Annotated in this window: 17 protein-coding genes; 14 read left to right on the top strand and 3 right to left on the bottom strand. The window is 50.2% G+C overall.

Features of this window, described 5'->3' with window-relative positions:
• Positions 1–147: 147 nt before the first annotated feature.
• A complete protein-coding gene (locus J2Y43_RS17110) occupies positions 148–324 on the bottom strand; it encodes a DUF6496 domain-containing protein (protein WP_012779878.1) in 177 nt (58 codons plus the stop codon).
• Positions 325–439: 115 nt separating this feature from the next.
• Here J2Y43_RS17110 and J2Y43_RS17105 point away from each other — a divergent pair, with 115 nt between their 5' ends.
• From J2Y43_RS17105 to J2Y43_RS17085, 5 genes are read left to right on the top strand one after another with little or no spacing between them, the layout of a single operon-like run.
• A complete protein-coding gene (locus J2Y43_RS17105) occupies positions 440–1783 on the top strand; it encodes an amidohydrolase family protein (RefSeq protein ID WP_309984856.1) in 1344 nt (447 codons plus the stop codon).
• A 7-nt stretch (positions 1784–1790) separates the two neighbouring features.
• On the top strand, positions 1791–2099 hold the full coding sequence (locus tag J2Y43_RS17100; RefSeq protein ID WP_309984854.1) for a DUF6922 domain-containing protein: 309 nt from the start codon (positions 1791–1793) through the stop codon (positions 2097–2099).
• A complete protein-coding gene (locus J2Y43_RS17095) occupies positions 2096–2683 on the top strand; it encodes a nucleotidyl transferase AbiEii/AbiGii toxin family protein (RefSeq protein ID WP_309984852.1) in 588 nt (195 codons plus the stop codon). The genes J2Y43_RS17100 and J2Y43_RS17095 overlap by 4 nt, the downstream gene beginning before the upstream one ends.
• A 19-nt stretch (positions 2684–2702) precedes the next feature.
• Complete coding sequence (locus J2Y43_RS17090) at positions 2703–3212, top strand: cupin (RefSeq protein WP_309984850.1); 510 nt, start codon at positions 2703–2705, stop codon at positions 3210–3212.
• 27 nt (positions 3213–3239) lie between these two features.
• Positions 3240–3608 (top strand): VOC family protein, encoded by a 369-nt coding sequence (locus J2Y43_RS17085; RefSeq protein WP_309984849.1) that lies wholly within the window; start codon positions 3240–3242, stop codon positions 3606–3608.
• A gap of 56 nt (positions 3609–3664) precedes the next feature.
• Here the strand turns inward: J2Y43_RS17085 and J2Y43_RS17080 are convergent, their stop codons facing one another.
• Complete coding sequence (locus J2Y43_RS17080; RefSeq protein ID WP_309984846.1) at positions 3665–4543, bottom strand: alpha/beta hydrolase; 879 nt, start codon at positions 4541–4543, stop codon at positions 3665–3667.
• A 285-nt stretch (positions 4544–4828) separates the two neighbouring features.
• On the opposite strand from J2Y43_RS17080, the gene J2Y43_RS17075 reads away from it, so the two are divergent.
• The 8 genes from J2Y43_RS17075 to J2Y43_RS17040 all read left to right on the top strand — a co-directional run bounded on the left by J2Y43_RS17075 (position 4829) and on the right by J2Y43_RS17040 (position 14201).
• A complete protein-coding gene (locus J2Y43_RS17075; RefSeq protein ID WP_309984844.1) occupies positions 4829–5872 on the top strand; it encodes a hypothetical protein in 1044 nt (347 codons plus the stop codon).
• The gene (locus J2Y43_RS17070) at positions 5869–7023 is read left to right on the top strand and encodes a glycosyltransferase (protein ID WP_309984841.1); all 1155 of its coding nucleotides are present in this window, start codon (positions 5869–5871) and stop codon (positions 7021–7023) included. The genes J2Y43_RS17075 and J2Y43_RS17070 overlap by 4 nt, the downstream gene beginning before the upstream one ends.
• Before the next feature lie 41 nt (positions 7024–7064).
• Complete coding sequence (locus J2Y43_RS17065) at positions 7065–8219, top strand: glycosyltransferase (protein ID WP_309984839.1); 1155 nt, start codon at positions 7065–7067, stop codon at positions 8217–8219.
• Positions 8220–8283: 64 nt separating this feature from the next.
• Entirely contained in the window at positions 8284–9210 is a 927-nt protein-coding gene (locus J2Y43_RS17060; RefSeq protein WP_309984837.1) for a glycosyltransferase family 2 protein, read from the top strand.
• The gene (locus J2Y43_RS17055; RefSeq protein WP_309984835.1) at positions 9167–9733 is read left to right on the top strand and encodes a putative colanic acid biosynthesis acetyltransferase; all 567 of its coding nucleotides are present in this window, start codon (positions 9167–9169) and stop codon (positions 9731–9733) included. The genes J2Y43_RS17060 and J2Y43_RS17055 overlap by 44 nt, the downstream gene beginning before the upstream one ends.
• On the top strand, positions 9730–10473 hold the full coding sequence (locus J2Y43_RS17050) for a glycosyltransferase family 2 protein (RefSeq protein ID WP_309984832.1): 744 nt from the start codon (positions 9730–9732) through the stop codon (positions 10471–10473). The genes J2Y43_RS17055 and J2Y43_RS17050 overlap by 4 nt, the downstream gene beginning before the upstream one ends.
• A 149-nt stretch (positions 10474–10622) precedes the next feature.
• Complete coding sequence (locus tag J2Y43_RS17045) at positions 10623–11813, top strand: MraY family glycosyltransferase (protein ID WP_223404285.1); 1191 nt, start codon at positions 10623–10625, stop codon at positions 11811–11813.
• A 114-nt stretch (positions 11814–11927) separates the two neighbouring features.
• Positions 11928–14201 (top strand): NADP-dependent malic enzyme, encoded by a 2274-nt coding sequence (locus J2Y43_RS17040; protein ID WP_309984829.1) that lies wholly within the window; start codon positions 11928–11930, stop codon positions 14199–14201.
• A 94-nt stretch (positions 14202–14295) separates the two neighbouring features.
• Here J2Y43_RS17040 and J2Y43_RS17035 read toward each other — a convergent pair whose 3' ends face one another.
• Positions 14296–16161, bottom strand: a complete 1866-nt coding sequence (locus J2Y43_RS17035) for a sugar-binding domain-containing protein (protein WP_309984827.1) — start codon at positions 16159–16161, stop codon at positions 14296–14298.
• Positions 16162–16341: 180 nt separating this feature from the next.
• On the opposite strand from J2Y43_RS17035, the gene J2Y43_RS17030 reads away from it, so the two are divergent.
• Positions 16342–17427 carry an isoaspartyl peptidase/L-asparaginase gene (locus J2Y43_RS17030; RefSeq protein ID WP_309984825.1) on the top strand — a complete coding sequence of 362 codons (1086 nt, stop codon included), beginning with the start codon at positions 16342–16344 and terminating at the stop codon, positions 17425–17427.
• Positions 17428–17444: the final 17 nt, after the last annotated feature.

Below are 17444 nucleotides of genomic sequence, written 5' to 3'. Positions count from 1 at the left end.
TCAACTATTTTAAGGAGTAAAAACCAGCGCAGGAATTAATTTATCATAATACAAAGCAAATTCTGCGCCGGCATCTTTCACTTTATATTATTTACAAAAAAGGCCCCTTTCCGGACTACGAAAGAAGGGCTTTTTCCTAACACGCTGTTAATCTTTCTTTTTCGGGACCTTCGCTCCTTCTTTACGGGCTTCGGATAAGCCAATGGCGATGGCTTGCTTTTTGGAAGTTACCTTCTTTCCCGAACCGGATTTTAGTTTTCCTTCTTTTTGCTCATGTAAGGCCTCTTCCACCTTTTCACCAGCTTTTTTCGAATATTTAGCCATGATATTATTTTTTAGGTGTTGATGTTTTTTAATTTTCGCACCTGGCCGGCGCGGCTTTTTACTATCAAAATACGTACCAATCCACCGGTTGGCAATTTGAATCCTAAATCCATAAATGATGAAGAAATTACTATTGCTATTTCAAATGTCCATCGCCCTGTGCTCTGCGGGGGTATTGGCTCAAAATGCCGGTTCGATCCTGCTCAAAAACGCCACGGTAATTGACGGGACTGGCTCTGCACCGCGCACGCAAACCGATATCCTGATCACCGGCGGGCTGATCACCGCCATTCAAAAAGGTATTAAAACCGACGGCGCGCGCGAGATCGATTTGAGCGGCAAGACCGTCATGCCTTCGCTCATCTGCGCACACGCACACGTGGGAACGCTCAAAGGAACGACCTCCTCAGCCGACAATTACACCCGCGAAAATCTGCTGCGGCACCTCAAAAAATACGAGGATTATGGCGTGACCGCCGTTTTGGCCATGGGCACAGACCGTCCAATGATATTCAACGGGCTGATCGACTCCACCCAAGCAGGGTTGCTTCCGGGCGCGAGGCTGTATTCCGCAGGCTACGGTTTCAATACGCCCGACCCGAACCCCGGCTCGTGGATGAACCTGTTGCTGCGCCCCAACACGCCCGAAGAGGTGCCGGCAATGATGGAGAAGCTGGCTGCCGTGAAACCTACGGTCGTGAAAATCTGGGTCGATGACCATGGCGGTAATGCACAAAAAATGAAACCGGAAATTTATCAGGCCATTATCCGCGAGGCGCACAAACGCAATATCCGCGTAGCGGCACACCTTTTCTACGTCGAAGACGCCCGCAAGCTCACCGAAGCAGGCATAGACATTATCGCCCACAGCATCCGCGACAAAGAGGTTGACCAGGACCTGCTGACCAAAATGAAGCAGAAAAACGTGACCTATATTCCCACCCTGTCCCTGGACGAATACCAGTTTGTCTACGCCGGCAATCCCGACTGGATCAACGACGCATTTTTCAAAGCCTCGCTCGAACCCGGTGTTTTCGAAATGATCACCGATAAGGCTTATGGAGAAAAAATCAGGAATTCGCCCGATTACCAGCGCAATATGGCCGCATTTAAAACGGCGATGGTCAATTTGAAGAAAATCCATGACGCAGGCATCAAAGTAGCCCTCGGCACCGACTCCGGCGCATTTCCAGTTCGTACCCAGGGATTTACGGAGCATTTGGAAATGGAATTGATGGTCAAAGCCGGTCTTACGCCCGCGCAAGCCATCACCATCAGCACGCGTAATGCGGCCGCGGCGTTGTACATCGATCAGGAAAAAGGTACCCTAGAAAGGGGCAAAAAAGCCGACCTGCTCATCCTCTCTGCCAATCCTTTCGACGACATCCGGAACACAAGAAAGATCGAATCCGTTTGGAAGGAAGGGAAAGAGGTGAGTAAAGGGCCTGTAAAAAACTGACAGCTAAATGGAAAACTCTTTGATGACTAAGCCGACAATATCCAGAACCGCATTTTGGGACGTCGATTTCGACCAAATCGATTTCCAGGAAAAGGACTTATTTGTAATGGAAAAAGTCGCCAATTACGGCACCTGGGACGACTTTATAAAAATAGTCCGGTTTTATGGCGTCAATCGGTTCAAGGAAAGGATCGTTTTTGCTGCCTATCTGAAAAAGGATGTTCTCAATTTCATTTGTGTCGCATTCGACCTCCATATAAACGATTTTAAATGTTACACTCGGAGACAGTCGCGGAACCAACCCTGGAACTTTTGAGGCGACTCCTGGCATTGCCTGAATTGGCTGCCTTTTCCCTTGTAGGCGGAACAAACCTCGCATTACGGCTCGGCCACCGTATTTCGGTGGATATCGACTTGTTCACAACCAGCGCGTTTAATCTGATCGAAGTTAAGGATGCTATCGCCGAAGCATGTCCGAATGCCATCGAACTAAGCGCTCGTAATCAGACATTGTTATATCAAATCAACGGCATAAAAACGGACCTAATCCGACATCAGTATCCAGAAATCTCGGAGGCTGAAAACTTCGATGGCATACGTTTTGCTTCGCTGCCCGATGTCATCGCGATGAAGCTTGGAGCCGTGGCGGGCAGGGGTGCAAAAAAAGACTTTTGGGATGTACACGCGCTTTTAAAGCATTTTAGTGTGAAAGAAATGATTCACTTTTATGTGCTCAAATATCCTTCAAGTGATCCCGCCCAAGTTGTACGGTCACTTGTGTACTTCGAGGACGCCGATCCTCAACAGGATCCCATTGATTTGTTAAACATCACCTGGTTGGAAGTAAAGGAAAACCTGCGGGATCATATCAGGGATTACACGCGGAGCATTTTGGAATAACCTTAACACACTGCAAACCATGAACATCACACAACCCCGCACATACCAGTTCGAGGACGATGGCAGCATTCCCAACAGCAAATATCCGCTGCTCGTTTACCATGGCGCTTTCACGGGCAATGGCCAGGAAGGCGCGGCCTGGCTTGAAAAGCGCTTTGCTGAGAACAATTGGACTAATTCGTGGCGAAATGGCGTATTTCCCTATCACCATTACCATAGCATCACCCATGAAGTCCTGGGCGTATACGCGGGCAGCGCATTGCTGCATATGGGCGGCGAGCGTGGTGACAAGCTGCACGTGACAGCAGGCGATGTGCTGGTAATACCTGCCGGGGTCGGCCATAAGAAACTGGAAGCATCGGCGGATTTCGCCGTAGTAGGCGCTTATCCCGATGGCCGCGACTATGACATTCTCCGCGGTGAGCCCGGTGACCGGCCACGTGCGTTGGAAAATATCAGTAAGGTTCCCATTCCACTCTTTGACCCGATTTGGGGCGTCGAGAAAGGTTTATCCAAAATATGGCGCTAGATTTGATGCGCAAAAACACTCCTGGTGATGAACATTAAATTCAAAAGACTCGACCATATTATGCTCTGTATCCCGCCGGGCACCGAGCAGCAGGCGCGGGAATTTTATGGCGGGGTATTGGGCCTTGAAGAACTTACTGACCTGGGCTACCCACTGCCTCACGGCGCAATATGGTACCAAATCGGCGATATCCAGTTACATATCCGGGCCGAAGACGTGCACGCTATTTCGCAGCGTCATCCGGCATTTGAGGTGGACAATCTGGAAGAAGCCAGGGCATTGCTTGAAAAGCACAGCATTACCATTAAAAACGATAGCAAAATCCCCGACCGCAACCGCTTCTCTTTCCGCGACCCATTTGGAAACCGCATTGAACTGATCGAAATGATCGCATAAAAGCAGGGGCGAACCATTGGTATCGCCCCTGCATGATTACAACCGGTTTTTCGATACTAGGTCGAAATGTCGGTGTACGGATTACTGATCGTCACAACTTCCTGGTTGATGAACTGGATCAGGTTCTCATTCAAGCGCTCCTTATGTGTGACGAACAGGCCATGCGGCGCACTTTCGTACACAATATATTCGGCTCCCGGCAGCATTTGGGACGTACGCTCGCTGCTTACATGAACGGGCACCGTCTTATCATCCTCTCCGTGAATAATGAGCACAGGTACATCCAGCAGCGATATTTCGTTGCGAAAATCGGTAGCACTGAAACTGCGGATACACTGCGTAGTAGCACGCCCTGAACCCTGCAAAGCCAGCATACTGTGCCATTGCAGCAGTTCGTCGCTAACGGCATTGTTCAGAAATGCATTTCCATAAAAATCTTTGGCAAAGCCGGCCAGAAACTTCGGCCGGTCGTCTTCTATATCTTTCACAAATCCATCAAACAGGTCCTGCGGCACGCCGTCGGGATTGTCGTCGGTTTTGAGCATATAAGGAAGCACGGTACTGATCAGGACGGCTTTCGAAACTTTGCCGCTGCCATATTTGCTCAGGTAGCGCACTACTTCACCTCCTCCCATCGAAAATCCGACGAGGGTCACATCCTCCAAACCCAGCGAATCGATCACCGATTTAAGGTCTGCGGCCAGCGTGTCGTAGTCGTAGCCGCTCCACGGCTTGTCCGATTTGCCAAAGCCCCGTCGGTCGTAGCCAATGCAGCTAATCCCGTGTTTGGGCAAAACATTGAACTGGTACTCCCACATTTCATGGCTAAGCGGCCAGCCGGAAACGAACACGACGGGTTTGCCCTGCCCGACTTCTTGTACAAAGAGCTTTACCGGCTCCGCGTTAATGCCCGTTTTTGATTCTATAAATCCCATGATGTTTCGTTTTTAGGTTTTGATTAATACAAAACTGAAACCACACCCTGATCAAGACCTGTGCCAGGTGATGGTCATTGAAAACAAAATGCTTTGGGCTATTCCGGCATTGTCCCTATTGGAGTGGCCATTGGGGATGTATATGAACACCGGGGAGGAAGGTCAGCAGCCGAGTGATGGCAGATTAAATACCGACTTATTTAGTTAACGAAAACTGAAAAAGCAGTAAATGGAAAAAGTAATCCTAAATTTGCAGTCACTTTCGACGCAGAAGACGTTCACTTGATGTTAAAGTTTGTTTACGGTTTTTTAATTGCTATTGTCATTCTTGCGGGGATTACCGAGGTTGTATTAAGGGTAAAATATGGCTTTTGTAATTCGCCGCTCTACGTATCGGATCCTGATTTTGAATATATATATGCGCCTAACCAGGACGTAAAACGGTTCGGTCAGGTGCTGCGTACCAACAGCCTCTCCATGCGCAACGAGGAAGTGCTGCCTACCGACAGCCTCGTTATATTGCTCATTGGAGATTCGGTTGTCAATGGCGGGAGCCTCACCGACCAGGATAGCATTGCCTCCACCCTGCTCGAAAAACGTTTTTTAAAGGATTTCAACAAACGCGTGCGCGTGCTGAACATCTCCGCCGGATCGTGGGGGCCGGACAATATCGCCGCTTACCTGAAAAAATACGGAACTTTCAAGGCCAAACTGATTTGCCTGGTGACGAGCAGCCACGATGCCCACGACATTATGTCCCACCAGAGCCCGGTGGGTGTCGATCCCGGATGGCCCGACAAACAATATAAAGTAGCGCTCTATGAACTTTGGGACCGGTACCGCTGGATGTTCTTTTATTTCCTGGATACCCTTTTCCTGACGCCGGAAGCGGAGAAAAAGGAAGAGCATATTGCCATTGTGAAGCCCGACGTGACCGACAGCGCGCACGTCGCAGCCGACGCCAAAGCGGTTGAGGACACCGTGGAAGCCAAGAAGCTTAACGAGGCGGGTATCCGCAAGCCGGGCCTGATATTCAATCCGGGGTATGAGCAGCTTTATGAAATCGCCAAACAGCAGAATATCCCGATGTTTATTTACTTGCACCCCGAAATTTCCGAGATCGATCTCGGCCATTTCAATGACCAGGGTCAGGAGATCATCGCATTTGCCAAAGAAAAGAACATCAGGTTGATCGACGAGTTCCAGTTCGGTGTTTCGAAGGCACGCTACCGGAAGATGGACGTCGTGCATTTCAACAGCGACGGGCAGGTTTTCCTGGCCGACAATCTGTACCCATTGTTTCAGGAATACCTTAACCTTCGGAAATGATGCGTGTAATGATTGTTCACAACCAATTATGGGCGCATTACAAATCAAAGCTTTTCAGTGAGATCCACCTCGCTATGAAGCGGGCCAATCCCGCCGACGAGTTGCTTGTTGCGCAGATCGCATTGTACGAGGCGAGCCGGAAAGTCATGCAAAATGACGATACGATCATTTACGATTACCCTTATAAGGTCCTTTTCGAGCGCAGCCTCGACCAGGTAAGCTTCGGCGAACGGCGTAAAGCGCTTTTCAGGGTATTTAATGAGTACCAGCCCGACGTCCTTAATATCACAGGCTATTTCGACTGGGCACAGGTGCTGCTCACGTTTTTTGCACGTGCAAAAGGCGTGAAAGTGGTGATTTCTTCGGAGTCGTCTTCGGCAGACCATAACCGTTCCGGCTGGAAGGAAGCAATCAAGAAAGTAATCGTGGGCCGCGCCCATGCTTTTTTTTGCTTTGGCAAAACATCGGCCGAATACCTGGAAAGTCTCGGCGTCGCGAAAAGCGCTATCAGAGTGCGTAATGCGGCGGTAATCGATGAGCAGGTGGTCCGCCAGCGGTACGATGAGGCAAAAAAAGGGCTTGATACGGCTGCCAGGGCCATTTCGAGGAAATTTATCTACGTGGGGAGACTCGCACCGGAAAAAAATCTGGATATGCTAATCCGCGCATTTGCTGATACTGTGAAACAAACCGGCGCCGGCTGGCAGCTGCTTTTAGTAGGAGGCGGCCCCGAAAAGGAGATTCTGGAAAAGCTGGTAAACGACCTGGGCATTACCGGCAAGGTCATTTTCGCAGGGGGATTTCCCTGGTACCAGGTGCCGGGCTGGCTGGCGCAAAGCGATGTGCTGGTGTTACCCAGCAAGTCGGAGCCATGGGGGTTGGTAGTGAATGAGGCGATGGTGTGCGGGATGCCCGTCATCGTGTCTGATACCTGCGGATGCACCGACGATCTGGTGCGGAATGGCGTGAACGGATTTACATTTAATCACACTCAGCAAGCCGATCTGGAAAAGCATCTAACGTTTTTCATCCAAAACCCCGGCCGTATTACCGGAATGGGGCAGGAATCTTTGAAATTGATCGCTCCATTCGCGTCCGGCCCGGTGGCCGCGCAAATGGCCGAAACGTACCGCGACCTGGCCACCCGATGACAGGAAGCATAACGAACACAACTATACATTAAAACCCAAGCATGCGAATACTGAATATTTGTGCATATACATGGGCGATCGGAGGCCCGGCCCGCATTATCTACGACCACACCACCGAGGTCGTCAAGCAAGGCCACCAGGTCGATATCCTGAGCCCGATGACCCCCGGCGAGAAAATGTACCCCGTGCCCGAGGGGGCGCGCCTGATCGCGGTCGCGCGTACGACGCCCGTGAGCAACTTTTACCGGGAGTTCTCCGTCGAATTGTACAAATACCTGAAAAAGCACATCCACGAGTACGACGTCGTACATATGCACGGAATCTGGCATTTCGGTAGCCTGGCGCCGTTCCTGATCCCCTCAAAGGCGGTTAAAGTCATCACTATCCACGGCCTGCTCGACAAATGGGCGGTCGCGCATAGTAAATGGAAGAAGGACCTGGTGACTTTGTTATACCAAAAAAGGCTGCTTGGTAAAGCCGATCTGATCCAGATCAATAACACCGACGAGGAAGAGGACGTGATCCGCTACCTGGGTTACCGCCCGAAAAATATGGTGATCGTGCCCAACGGAATGAAACTCGACGAGTATAACCGGGCTAATCTACCCGCCAAAGGTATTTTCAGGGCCAAACACGGCATTTCGCCCGACCAGCAGATGGTGCTGTTCCTGGCAAGATTGAATATTAAAAAGGGCCTCGACCTGCTGTTGCCCGCATTTCAAAAGGTTCACGAACAACTACCGAATGCACAGTTGATACTGGCCGGCCCCGACGACGGCTATCAAGCCGAAACCGAAGAGTTCATCCGCAAGCATAACCTCGAAGGCCGCATTAAACTGGTGGGAATGCTGACAGACACGATCAAAAAAGAGGCATTGGCCGACGCGGATCTGTTCGTTTCCCCCTCCTATTCCGAAGGTTTTTCGATCGCAGTGCTGGAAGCGATGACCTCGGGCGTGCCCGCACTCGTGTCCGACCGCGTAGGCTTTGGCGACTACATTGCACGCTACGATGCAGCTTACCTGACCCCGCTGACCAGCGATGGCGTTGCGAATGGGCTTCTTAAAATATTACAAGACAAGCCTTACGCGGAAGACATCGCAAATCGAGCTTACAGGATGGTAACCGAAAATTTCGACATTCGTGTGGTTGCCAACCAGTTATTGGAAGAATACAAGAAAGTTCAAAAAAAGTAACTACATTTACCCCCGAATGTAACCGCTGACAGGCACCCAGATACAGGTCTGTTTTAATCCGAATATGATCGATTTATCCGTCATCATTTTAACGCACAACGAATCCAAGCACATCGGCCGGTGCATTCAAAGCCTGTTACAGGTTACCGATAAAATTTTCATCGTCGATTCGTTTTCCACCGACGATACCGTCGCGATTGCCGAAGGCCTTGGCGCTACCGTGGTGCAAAATCCCTGGGTTTCCTATGCTTTCCAGTTCAATTTCGGCATCCGGAACAACCCTTTCCAGACTCAATGGCTCATGCGCATGGATGCGGACGAGTACATTACGCCGGAGCTTGCCCAGGAACTAAACAACTCGCTCTCGCAAGTGCCGGAGAATGTTTCGGGACTTTACGTGAAACGCAGGGTGATTTTCATGGAAAAATGGATCCGCCGTGGCGGGTACTACCCGATCTGGCTCCTGCGCGTGTGGCGGCGTGGGCTGGGGATTTGTGAGGAACTGTGGATGGACGAACATATCAAACTCAGCAGCGGCACCACCGCTCAATTGCAGCACGATATCGTCGATCATACGCTCAACAACCTCACCTGGTGGACGCAGAAGCATAACAATTACGCAATCCGGGAGGTCATAGACCTATTGAACATTAAATATAACTTTGATAACAAGGAAACTGTCGAACCGAGCTTCTGGGGTACTCAGGAACAACGTACGCGTTTCCTGAAAATCAAGTATGCTAATATGCCGCTGTTTACGAGGCCATTTATCTACTTTACATACAGGTATTTTGTCAAATTAGGTTTCCTGGATGGAACAAAGGGGCTCATATGGCACGTTTTACAGGGGTTTTGGTACCGCTTCCTGGTGGATGCCAAGATTTACGAAGTGTATCACCGGGTAGGACGCGACAAGGAAGCTATTATATCACATTTCAGGACGGAATATGGAAAAGACCTCAGAAACCCAAACCAATCTGTCCGTTTATAACAACGATTGGTACAATCCGGGCGGTTATCCGAAGCTGGTGATCTGGTATTTACTGAACCGGCTGTTCATCCATACACACATTCCCTACCCGTCTGCATTCAAGGTGGCGCTGCTGCGGCTGTTCGGCGCGAAGATCGGCAAAGGAGTGGTGATCAAGCCCAAAGTGAATGTGAAATACCCGTGGTTTCTGCAGATAGGCGACCACGTATGGATCGGCGAAAATGTGTGGATCGACAACCTCACATTGGTGACTATTGAATCAAATGCGTGCCTGTCGCAGGGAGCGATGCTTCTGACGGGCAACCATAATTACAGAAAAAGCACTTTTGACCTGATTGTGAAGCCCATAACGCTTGGCGCAGGCTCATGGATCGGCGCGCAGGCGACGGTCTGCCCGGGGGTAAATGTTGGCTCACACGCGCTGCTGACTGTCGGATCGGTGGCCACAAGCCATATGGAGCCTTATGGAATTTACCAGGGAAACCCTGCGAAATATATTAAAACAAGAACAATAACCAGTTGAAAGTAAGCATACTTACAGTTGTATATAACGGCGCGGCGACGATTCGCCACAGCATTGAATCGGTTCTCGGACAGGACTACCCGGACATCGAGTACATTATCGTGGATGGAAACTCCAAGGATGGTACCCAAGACATTGTGCGGTCGTACGGTGACAAAATCGCCCGTTTTTTGAGTGAACCCGATGCCGGTATCTATGATGCCATGAACAAAGGCATACAATTAGCAACCGGTGACGTGATAGGGATCCTGAATGCCGACGATTTTTACGCATACCCGTCGGTAGTCAGCGATGTGGCGGAGGTGCTGGCATCCAGCAACGCCGACGCTTCCTATGGCGATCTGGAATATATTGATGCGAATGATGCAACGCTAGTACGCAGAAAATGGGTCTCTGGTGCATACAAGGTTGGCGCGTTTTTGAATGGATGGATGCCGCCACACCCTACTTTTTTCGTCAGAAAAGAGGTCTACAACACACACGGGCACTTCCGCCTCGATTTGGGAAGCGCAGCAGATTACGAACTGATGCTTCGCTTTGTACATCGCGAAAACATCAGGCTTGCTTACTTACCCAAAGTCCTCGTGAAAATGCGGGCCGGCGGGGTTAGCAACAGCACACTCAAGAACCGTATCGCGGCCAACCAGAACGACCGGCTGGCCTGGAAAATCAACAATTTGAAACCCCGGTTTTATACTTTGTGGTTAAAACCTTTGAGAAAAATTATACAATTTATTTAGGGTCCGGAAGTCAACTTAAGTACCTTAAACCAGATAGTAAATATTTTGATATTCAGGCATTTGCATATTTAATTTATTGGTTTATATTTCGACATTTGATTTGGATTTTTCAATCCGCCCTCAACGCACTTCCTAATTTTGACAAGCTCATGGAACTACAACTACCTCTGCAAATATTGACCGAAGGAAACGTCAATACGCTTGTCCACCACGACATTTATCAATGCCTTCTCTCATTTTTGATCGGATGCTTTCTTTCGATCATTTCGATACCCATCATCATTAACCTCTCCAACCTGCTGCATTTGACTGCAAAGCCGGGTTTCAGAAGTTCACATGAGACGGAAACGCCTACTTTGGGCGGTATTGCCATATTCGCAGCCACGCTGATCGCCTACTTCCTGTGGCCGCATTCAGAGAACATCCTCGATTCGAACCTGATCAGCCTGGCCATGACCGGTGTGATCATCCTTTTCTTCCTCGGAATTAAGGACGACATTCTCGCGGTAGACCCGACCAAGAAGCTCATTATCCAGATTTTCGCGTCGCTGATCCTCGTCGCGATGGGCAACTTCAAAGTCGATAACTTCTACGGCATCTTCGGCATTCACGGCGTTTCGGATTTCATCAGCATTCCACTTACCGTTTTCATATTCATCGCGATTATCAACGCGATCAATCTCATCGACGGGATCGATGGCCTGGCGGGCGGTATCAGCCTCATCGCCGGCCTCGGGTTCGGGATATGGTTCATCGCCAACGACCATTTCTCTTTCGGCTGCCTTGCATTTGCGATGTCGGGGTCATTGCTCGGTTTCCTTCGCTTCAATTTTTCCAAAACCAGCAAGATTTTCATGGGCGATACCGGATCGCTGATCGTCGGCTATCTGCTTTCGATCTTCGCGGTGGAATTCCTCTCGCTGAATGTAGGTTATCTGCACGATCCTAACGCCTATTTCAACGCGCCGATCATCGTCATGGTGCTCCTGATTGTACCGATCTTCGATACCCTGCGCGTTTTCATTGTCCGAATTTTCAAAGGTGGCTCGCCATTCGTGGCCGACCGCAACCACATGCACCATATTCTGATCGACAACGGTCTGAACCACTTCTGGGCATCGTTCACACTCTGGATGGTGACGATCGTGAATACCGCATTGTTTTTCACATTCCACGGCGACATTACCAATACTGCTTCGCTGTACATTTACATCGGAATGTTCGGATTGTACATGGTGTTTGCCTATTTTCTCAAAAAACGCATTGCTTCTGTGAAAGAGCGTAAAAAATTGGTCAATAGCCCATCATTAGCCGACGACGACCTCTCTACTTTCCAATAAATAGTGTAACCGCGCGTCTCAAAAAACCATGATGAAATTCTCACGAATACCTTCTGAGAATTCATTGCGGTGAACCGATTGTTTGTACCTTGCACGAAACATCGTCAACTAGGTATGAACAAAAAGATTAGAAAAGAAGACGCGCTATACTACCATTCCAAGGGTAGGCCAGGAAAAATACAGGTTATCCCCACCAAAGAAACGAGTACCCAACGCGACCTTTCGCTTGCCTATTCGCCCGGCGTGGCAGAGCCCTGCCTGGAAATCGCGGATAATGTAGAAAATGCGTATCAATACACCGCCAAGGGCAATTTGGTAGCTGTTATCAGCAACGGGACCGCCGTACTTGGTTTGGGTGATATCGGACCGGAAGCTTCCAAACCCGTCATGGAAGGTAAAGGGCTGCTCTTCAAAATATATGCGGATATCGACGTTTTTGACATAGAACTCAACACCAAGGATGTGGACGAGTTTGTCAGAACGGTCAAAATCCTCGAACCTACTTTCGGAGGCGTCAACCTCGAAGACATAAAGGCCCCTGAGTGTTTTGATATTGAAGCCCGACTTAAAAAAGAGCTCAATATCCCCGTCATGCACGACGACCAGCACGGAACGGCAATCATCAGTGCCGCGGCTATGCTGAATGCATTGGTGCTCGTCGACAAAAAGATCGAAGACATCCGCGTAGTGGTGTCCGGTGCCGGCGCTTCCGCGGTATCGTGTACGAAACTGTACCTCGCATTGGGTGCTAGTCCAAAGAACATCGCGATGTTCGACACCAAAGGCCACATCCACAATGGCCGGACGGATTTGTCGGATATGAAAAAGCAATTCGCTACCGACAAAGCATATGGATCGCTGGAAGAAGCGATGGTAGGCGCCGACCTGTTCCTGGGACTTTCGACGGCTGATATCGTTTCGAAGGAAATGGTGAAATCCATGGCAAAAGATCCGATCGTACTGGCAATGGCTAACCCGAATCCTGAAATCCCTTATCCGGACGCCGTAGCAGCACGCGAAGACGTGATTATGGCCACCGGCCGTTCCGATTATCCGAACCAGGTGAACAACGTCCTCGGCTTCCCATACATATTCAGGGGAGCGCTCGACGTACGCGCGACGGAAATCAACGAGGAAATGAAACTCGCAGCGGTACATGCATTGGCCGATCTTGCCAAGAAACCGGTGCCTGACATCGTCAACCTCGCTTACAATGAGACAAATATCGTTTTTGGTAAAAATTATATTATCCCAAAACCGGTGGATCCTCGCCTGCTCACAACCGTAGCACCCGCTGTGGCGAAAGCAGCCATTGAAACCGGCGTGGCTCGAAAGGTAATCACTGATTGGGACGCTTACGAGCAGGAGCTTTCGAGCCGTCTGGGGCGCAACGAGCAGATTTCGCGCGTGATCCTCAACAAAGCGAAGCTCGCTCCTAAAAAGGTCGTTTTTGCAGATGCGGAGAACATCCAGGTACTGCGTGCGGCCCAGCAGGTGCGCGACGAGGGTATCGCAACGCCCATCCTGCTCGGTAACAAGGAAACCATTCAGCATTTGATCCGCGAAAGCAAGCTCGACCTGGCCGATGTGTCGATCATCGACCCACGTGCTCCGGAAAGCGATCCGATGATTGAAAAGTATGCAGCAAAACTGTTCGAAAAACGGCAGAGAAAAGGCCTCACACCGATTGAAGCACGTCGCACGATGTATTTCAAAAGCTATTTCGGCTCGATGATGGTCGAGACTGGCGAAGCGGATGCATTCATATCCGGTCTGACCAGAACTTACCCCGACACGATCCGCCCTGCGCTGCAAGTGATCGGCAAACAGGAAGGCGTCAACAAAGTGGCCGGTATGTACATTTTGCTCACACCGAAAGGCCCGTTGTTCTTCTCCGACACGACCGTTAACCTCGATCCGACCGTCGATGATATCGTGGAAATTACCGAGCTGACCGCCAAAGCCGTGGAGCGCTTCAATATCCAGCCGCGCATTGCATTGGTGACCTATGCCAACTACGGCAGCGCCAAAGGTGCCGACGCCGAAAAAATGCGGGATGCGACCGCGATCCTGAAAAAACGCAACCCATCGATGATCGTGGAAGGCGAATTACAGGCGCACCTCGCATTCAATACCACATTATTGAAGGAAAATCACCCGTTCAGCGACCTTGTCGACGGCGGCGCGAATACCTTGATATTCCCTAACCTTTCGGCCAGCAACATCGCTTACAACCTGCTGAAAGAAGCTGCGGAACTCGAAACCATCGGACCAATCCTTCTCGGCCTCAAAAAGCCGGTACACGTGTTGCAATTGGGTAGCTCGGTACGGGAGATCGTAAACATGGTGGCGATTGCCGTTGTGGAAGCACAGATGAAAGGGAAATAGACGGCCGATTTTTTTAAAATGACCGCCGACCACTGACCGCTGACGGCCGATTTCAAGAAGACAGAATCGGCGGTCTATGGTCGGCGGTCAATCATCATTTACCCCTCAACTTCACAAATGAAGGGTCGTAAAGCTTCGAATGGATCTGCTTCAACTTGGTCTCAGGGAACTTGATCACCTTGCGATCATAAGTCATCAAACCATTGGTTTCCACTTCCACGTCCGTAGTCTGCGTGTAAACCGCTGCTGAAAGGCCTTTTTTGATCAAAGGCTCGAAGCGGTCGATGAACGTCGCGTAACGGTTGTAGAGCTCCTCCTGATTTTTGAAGCTCTGATAACCCCAGTTATCTTTCTGCTGCCAAACGTGCTGGTCCACCGGCAAGCCAAGGCCACCAAATTCTCCCAAAACGATGATTTGCTTCTGACCGAACAGATCCGGACGCGGCATTACAGGCGCCGGATAGTTGTGTAAATCGATGATATGCCCTACCGGCTCGAAGTTACCGCCGCTGGCGCTGTTTACGAGACGCGAGGGATCGTATTGCATGGTCCAATTAGTGATTTCGGCTGTCTTAAACTGCCCCCATGCTTCATTGAACGGCACCCAAACGACGATCGATGGGAAGAAACGGTTGGCATCCATAATTGCCTTCCATTCTGTTTTGTAAATGTTCTCAGATTCCGGCGTACGCTTTTTGTCGGTTTCGTTACCTGTAATGCCCGGGCGCATTTCCCAGTTGTTACCCAGGTCGCCGCTCGGCATATCCTGCCATACAAGCATTCCAAGCTCATCGCAATAGCGGTACCATCTGGCAGGTTCCACTTTCACGTGCTTGCGGATCATATTAAAGCCCATTTCCTTCGTTTTCAGGATATCGAACTTCAATGCCTCGTCAGTAGGCGCTGTGTAAAGGCCGTCAGGCCACCAGCCTTGGTCGAGCGGACCGTATTGGAACAAGAACTTGTTATTCAGGGTCATGCGCTGAATGCCGTTTTCGTCCACCTGCACGCCGATTTTACGCATGGCAGCGTAGCTTTTCACCTCATCGACCGGCTTTCCGTTGCGGGTAAGCGTTACGGTCAGATTGTAAAGGTTAGGTGCATCCGGTGACCAGAGTTTCGCATCACTGATATTCAGTATAGCAGGCTGGTTAGGCGCTACTTCCTGTTCAGCCACTTTATTCACACCATCCCATGCGGTAATTTTCACCTTATCAGCTGCTCCTGCACTGGCAACCGCTGTATTTACGGTAAGCGTCTGCTTATCAATATCGGCGACTGGGGTAACGCTGGTGATATGGCTGGTCGCAACAGTTTCCAGCCAAACCGTCTGCCAGATTCCGGTTACCGGCGTGTACCAGATCCCGTGCGGATTCTTGATTTGCTTACCACGCGGCTGAGGGCCGTCGCTGCTCGGATCCCACACTTTCACGACGATCTCCTGCTGCTTTTTCTTCACGAGCAAGTCGGTGATATCGAAGCTGAACGGATCGTATCCACCCTGGTGGCTTCCGGCGGGTTTACCGTTCACAAATACTTCTGCTTTCCAGTCAACGGCACCGAAATGGATCAGCACACGTTGGTCTTTCAATTTTGGTGCAAAATCGATTAAGCGTTGGTACCAGAGAACGCTATCCTTGCCCACCGTTTTACCTACGCCCGACAATGCGGATTCAACGGCAAACGGGACTAATATCTTACCATCGAAGGCAGAAGGCTTGGTGTCGCCGGCACTTTGGGGAACGATGGCATAGTTCCACAGGCCATTGATATTTTGCCAGTTGGGGCGTGTCATTTGCGGACGGGGGTATTCTGGAAGCGGGTTGGCGGCCACCACTTTTTCCGCCCACGGCGTTACGATCTTGCCTTGCACATACTTCCAGTCAGCAGTTTGCTGCGCATAGGCCGGACCATACAGGCTGCCCAGAAGAACTCCCAGGCTGAGCACTACTTTTTTCATCAGTTTTCGGTTTTTTAAATAAATTTTAATCAGAACTACCAAAAGTAACACCAGAATGTGCTCTACTGCTAAAAAAACGCGCTTTTCGCGCATGCAATACCTACCCCACCCATTATCAGCCCGATAGGGATATAGGATTTTAGTTACTAGATTTGAAATCATCACTCAAATTACTATTTCATGAAAAAGCTTTCCCTTATCCTGCTGATTACCTGCTCTTGCTTTGCTGCATTCGCGCAGGATTTTTCAGACAAGATCACGCTCGTCATACACGGTGGCGCGGGCACCATTACACGCGCAAACATGAGCCCTGAACGCGAAAAGGCCTACCGCGAGGGACTCGACCTGGCATTGCAGAAAGGCTATGAAGTACTCAAAAAGGGCGGTACCAGCGTACAGGCCGTCGAAGCGGCCATTCATGTAATGGAGGATTCTCCGCTTTTCAATGCCGGCAAGGGTGCTGTGTTTACCAACGAAGGCAAAAATGAGCTGGATGCGGCCATTATGGAGGGCAAAACACTGAAAGCAGGTGCGGTAGCCGGCGTTACGACCATCAAAAACCCGATTTCAGCCGCTATCGCGGTCATGGACCAGTCGGTGCATGTGATGATGGCCGGCAAGGGTGCTGAACAATTTGCCAAAGAAAAAGGGCTGGAAATCGTAGATCCATCGTATTTCTATACCGAAGCGCGATACAAAGCATTGGAGCGCGCCAAAGCGCAGGAGAAAACCGAGTTGGACCATAATAGTAGGGAGAATGGAGGAAAGGGAAAAGGCCCTTCCTCCTTAAAAAAAGAGCCTAAGACCGGGTTTCGCTCCGGGGAAGATTTGATTTTCACCGAAGGCAAAAAGTTCGGAACGGTGGGCTGTGTGGCATTGGATAAATATGGCAACCTGGCGGCGGGGACTTCTACCGGCGGCATGACCAACAAGCGGTACGGCCGTATCGGTGACGCGCCGATCATCGGCGCCGGCACTTACGCCAACAATGCAACCTGCGCAGTGTCGGCAACAGGTCATGGCGAGTACTTCATCCGTTCGGTAGTAGCGCACGATGTTTCTGCGTTGATGGAATACAAAGGACTCTCCCTGAAAGATGCTGCCAACGAAGTGGTGATGAAAAAGCTGGTAGAGAGAGGTGGCGAAGGGGGTATTATCGCTGTCGACCGGAACGGCAACGTGGCGATGCCATTCAATAGTGAGGGAATGTACCGCGGCTACATCAAAAGTGACGGCAAACGTGAAATATTGATTTATAAGGACTAGCAGTTTGTTTTCAGGAA

The sequence above is a fragment of the Dyadobacter sp. BE31 genome (assembly GCF_031457695.1).
In the GTDB taxonomy this organism is placed as follows: Bacteria; Bacteroidota; Bacteroidia; order Cytophagales; family Spirosomataceae; genus Dyadobacter.
The sequence above is the reverse complement of the archived record's forward strand: the minus strand, read 5'-3'. Positions and strand labels throughout refer to the sequence as shown.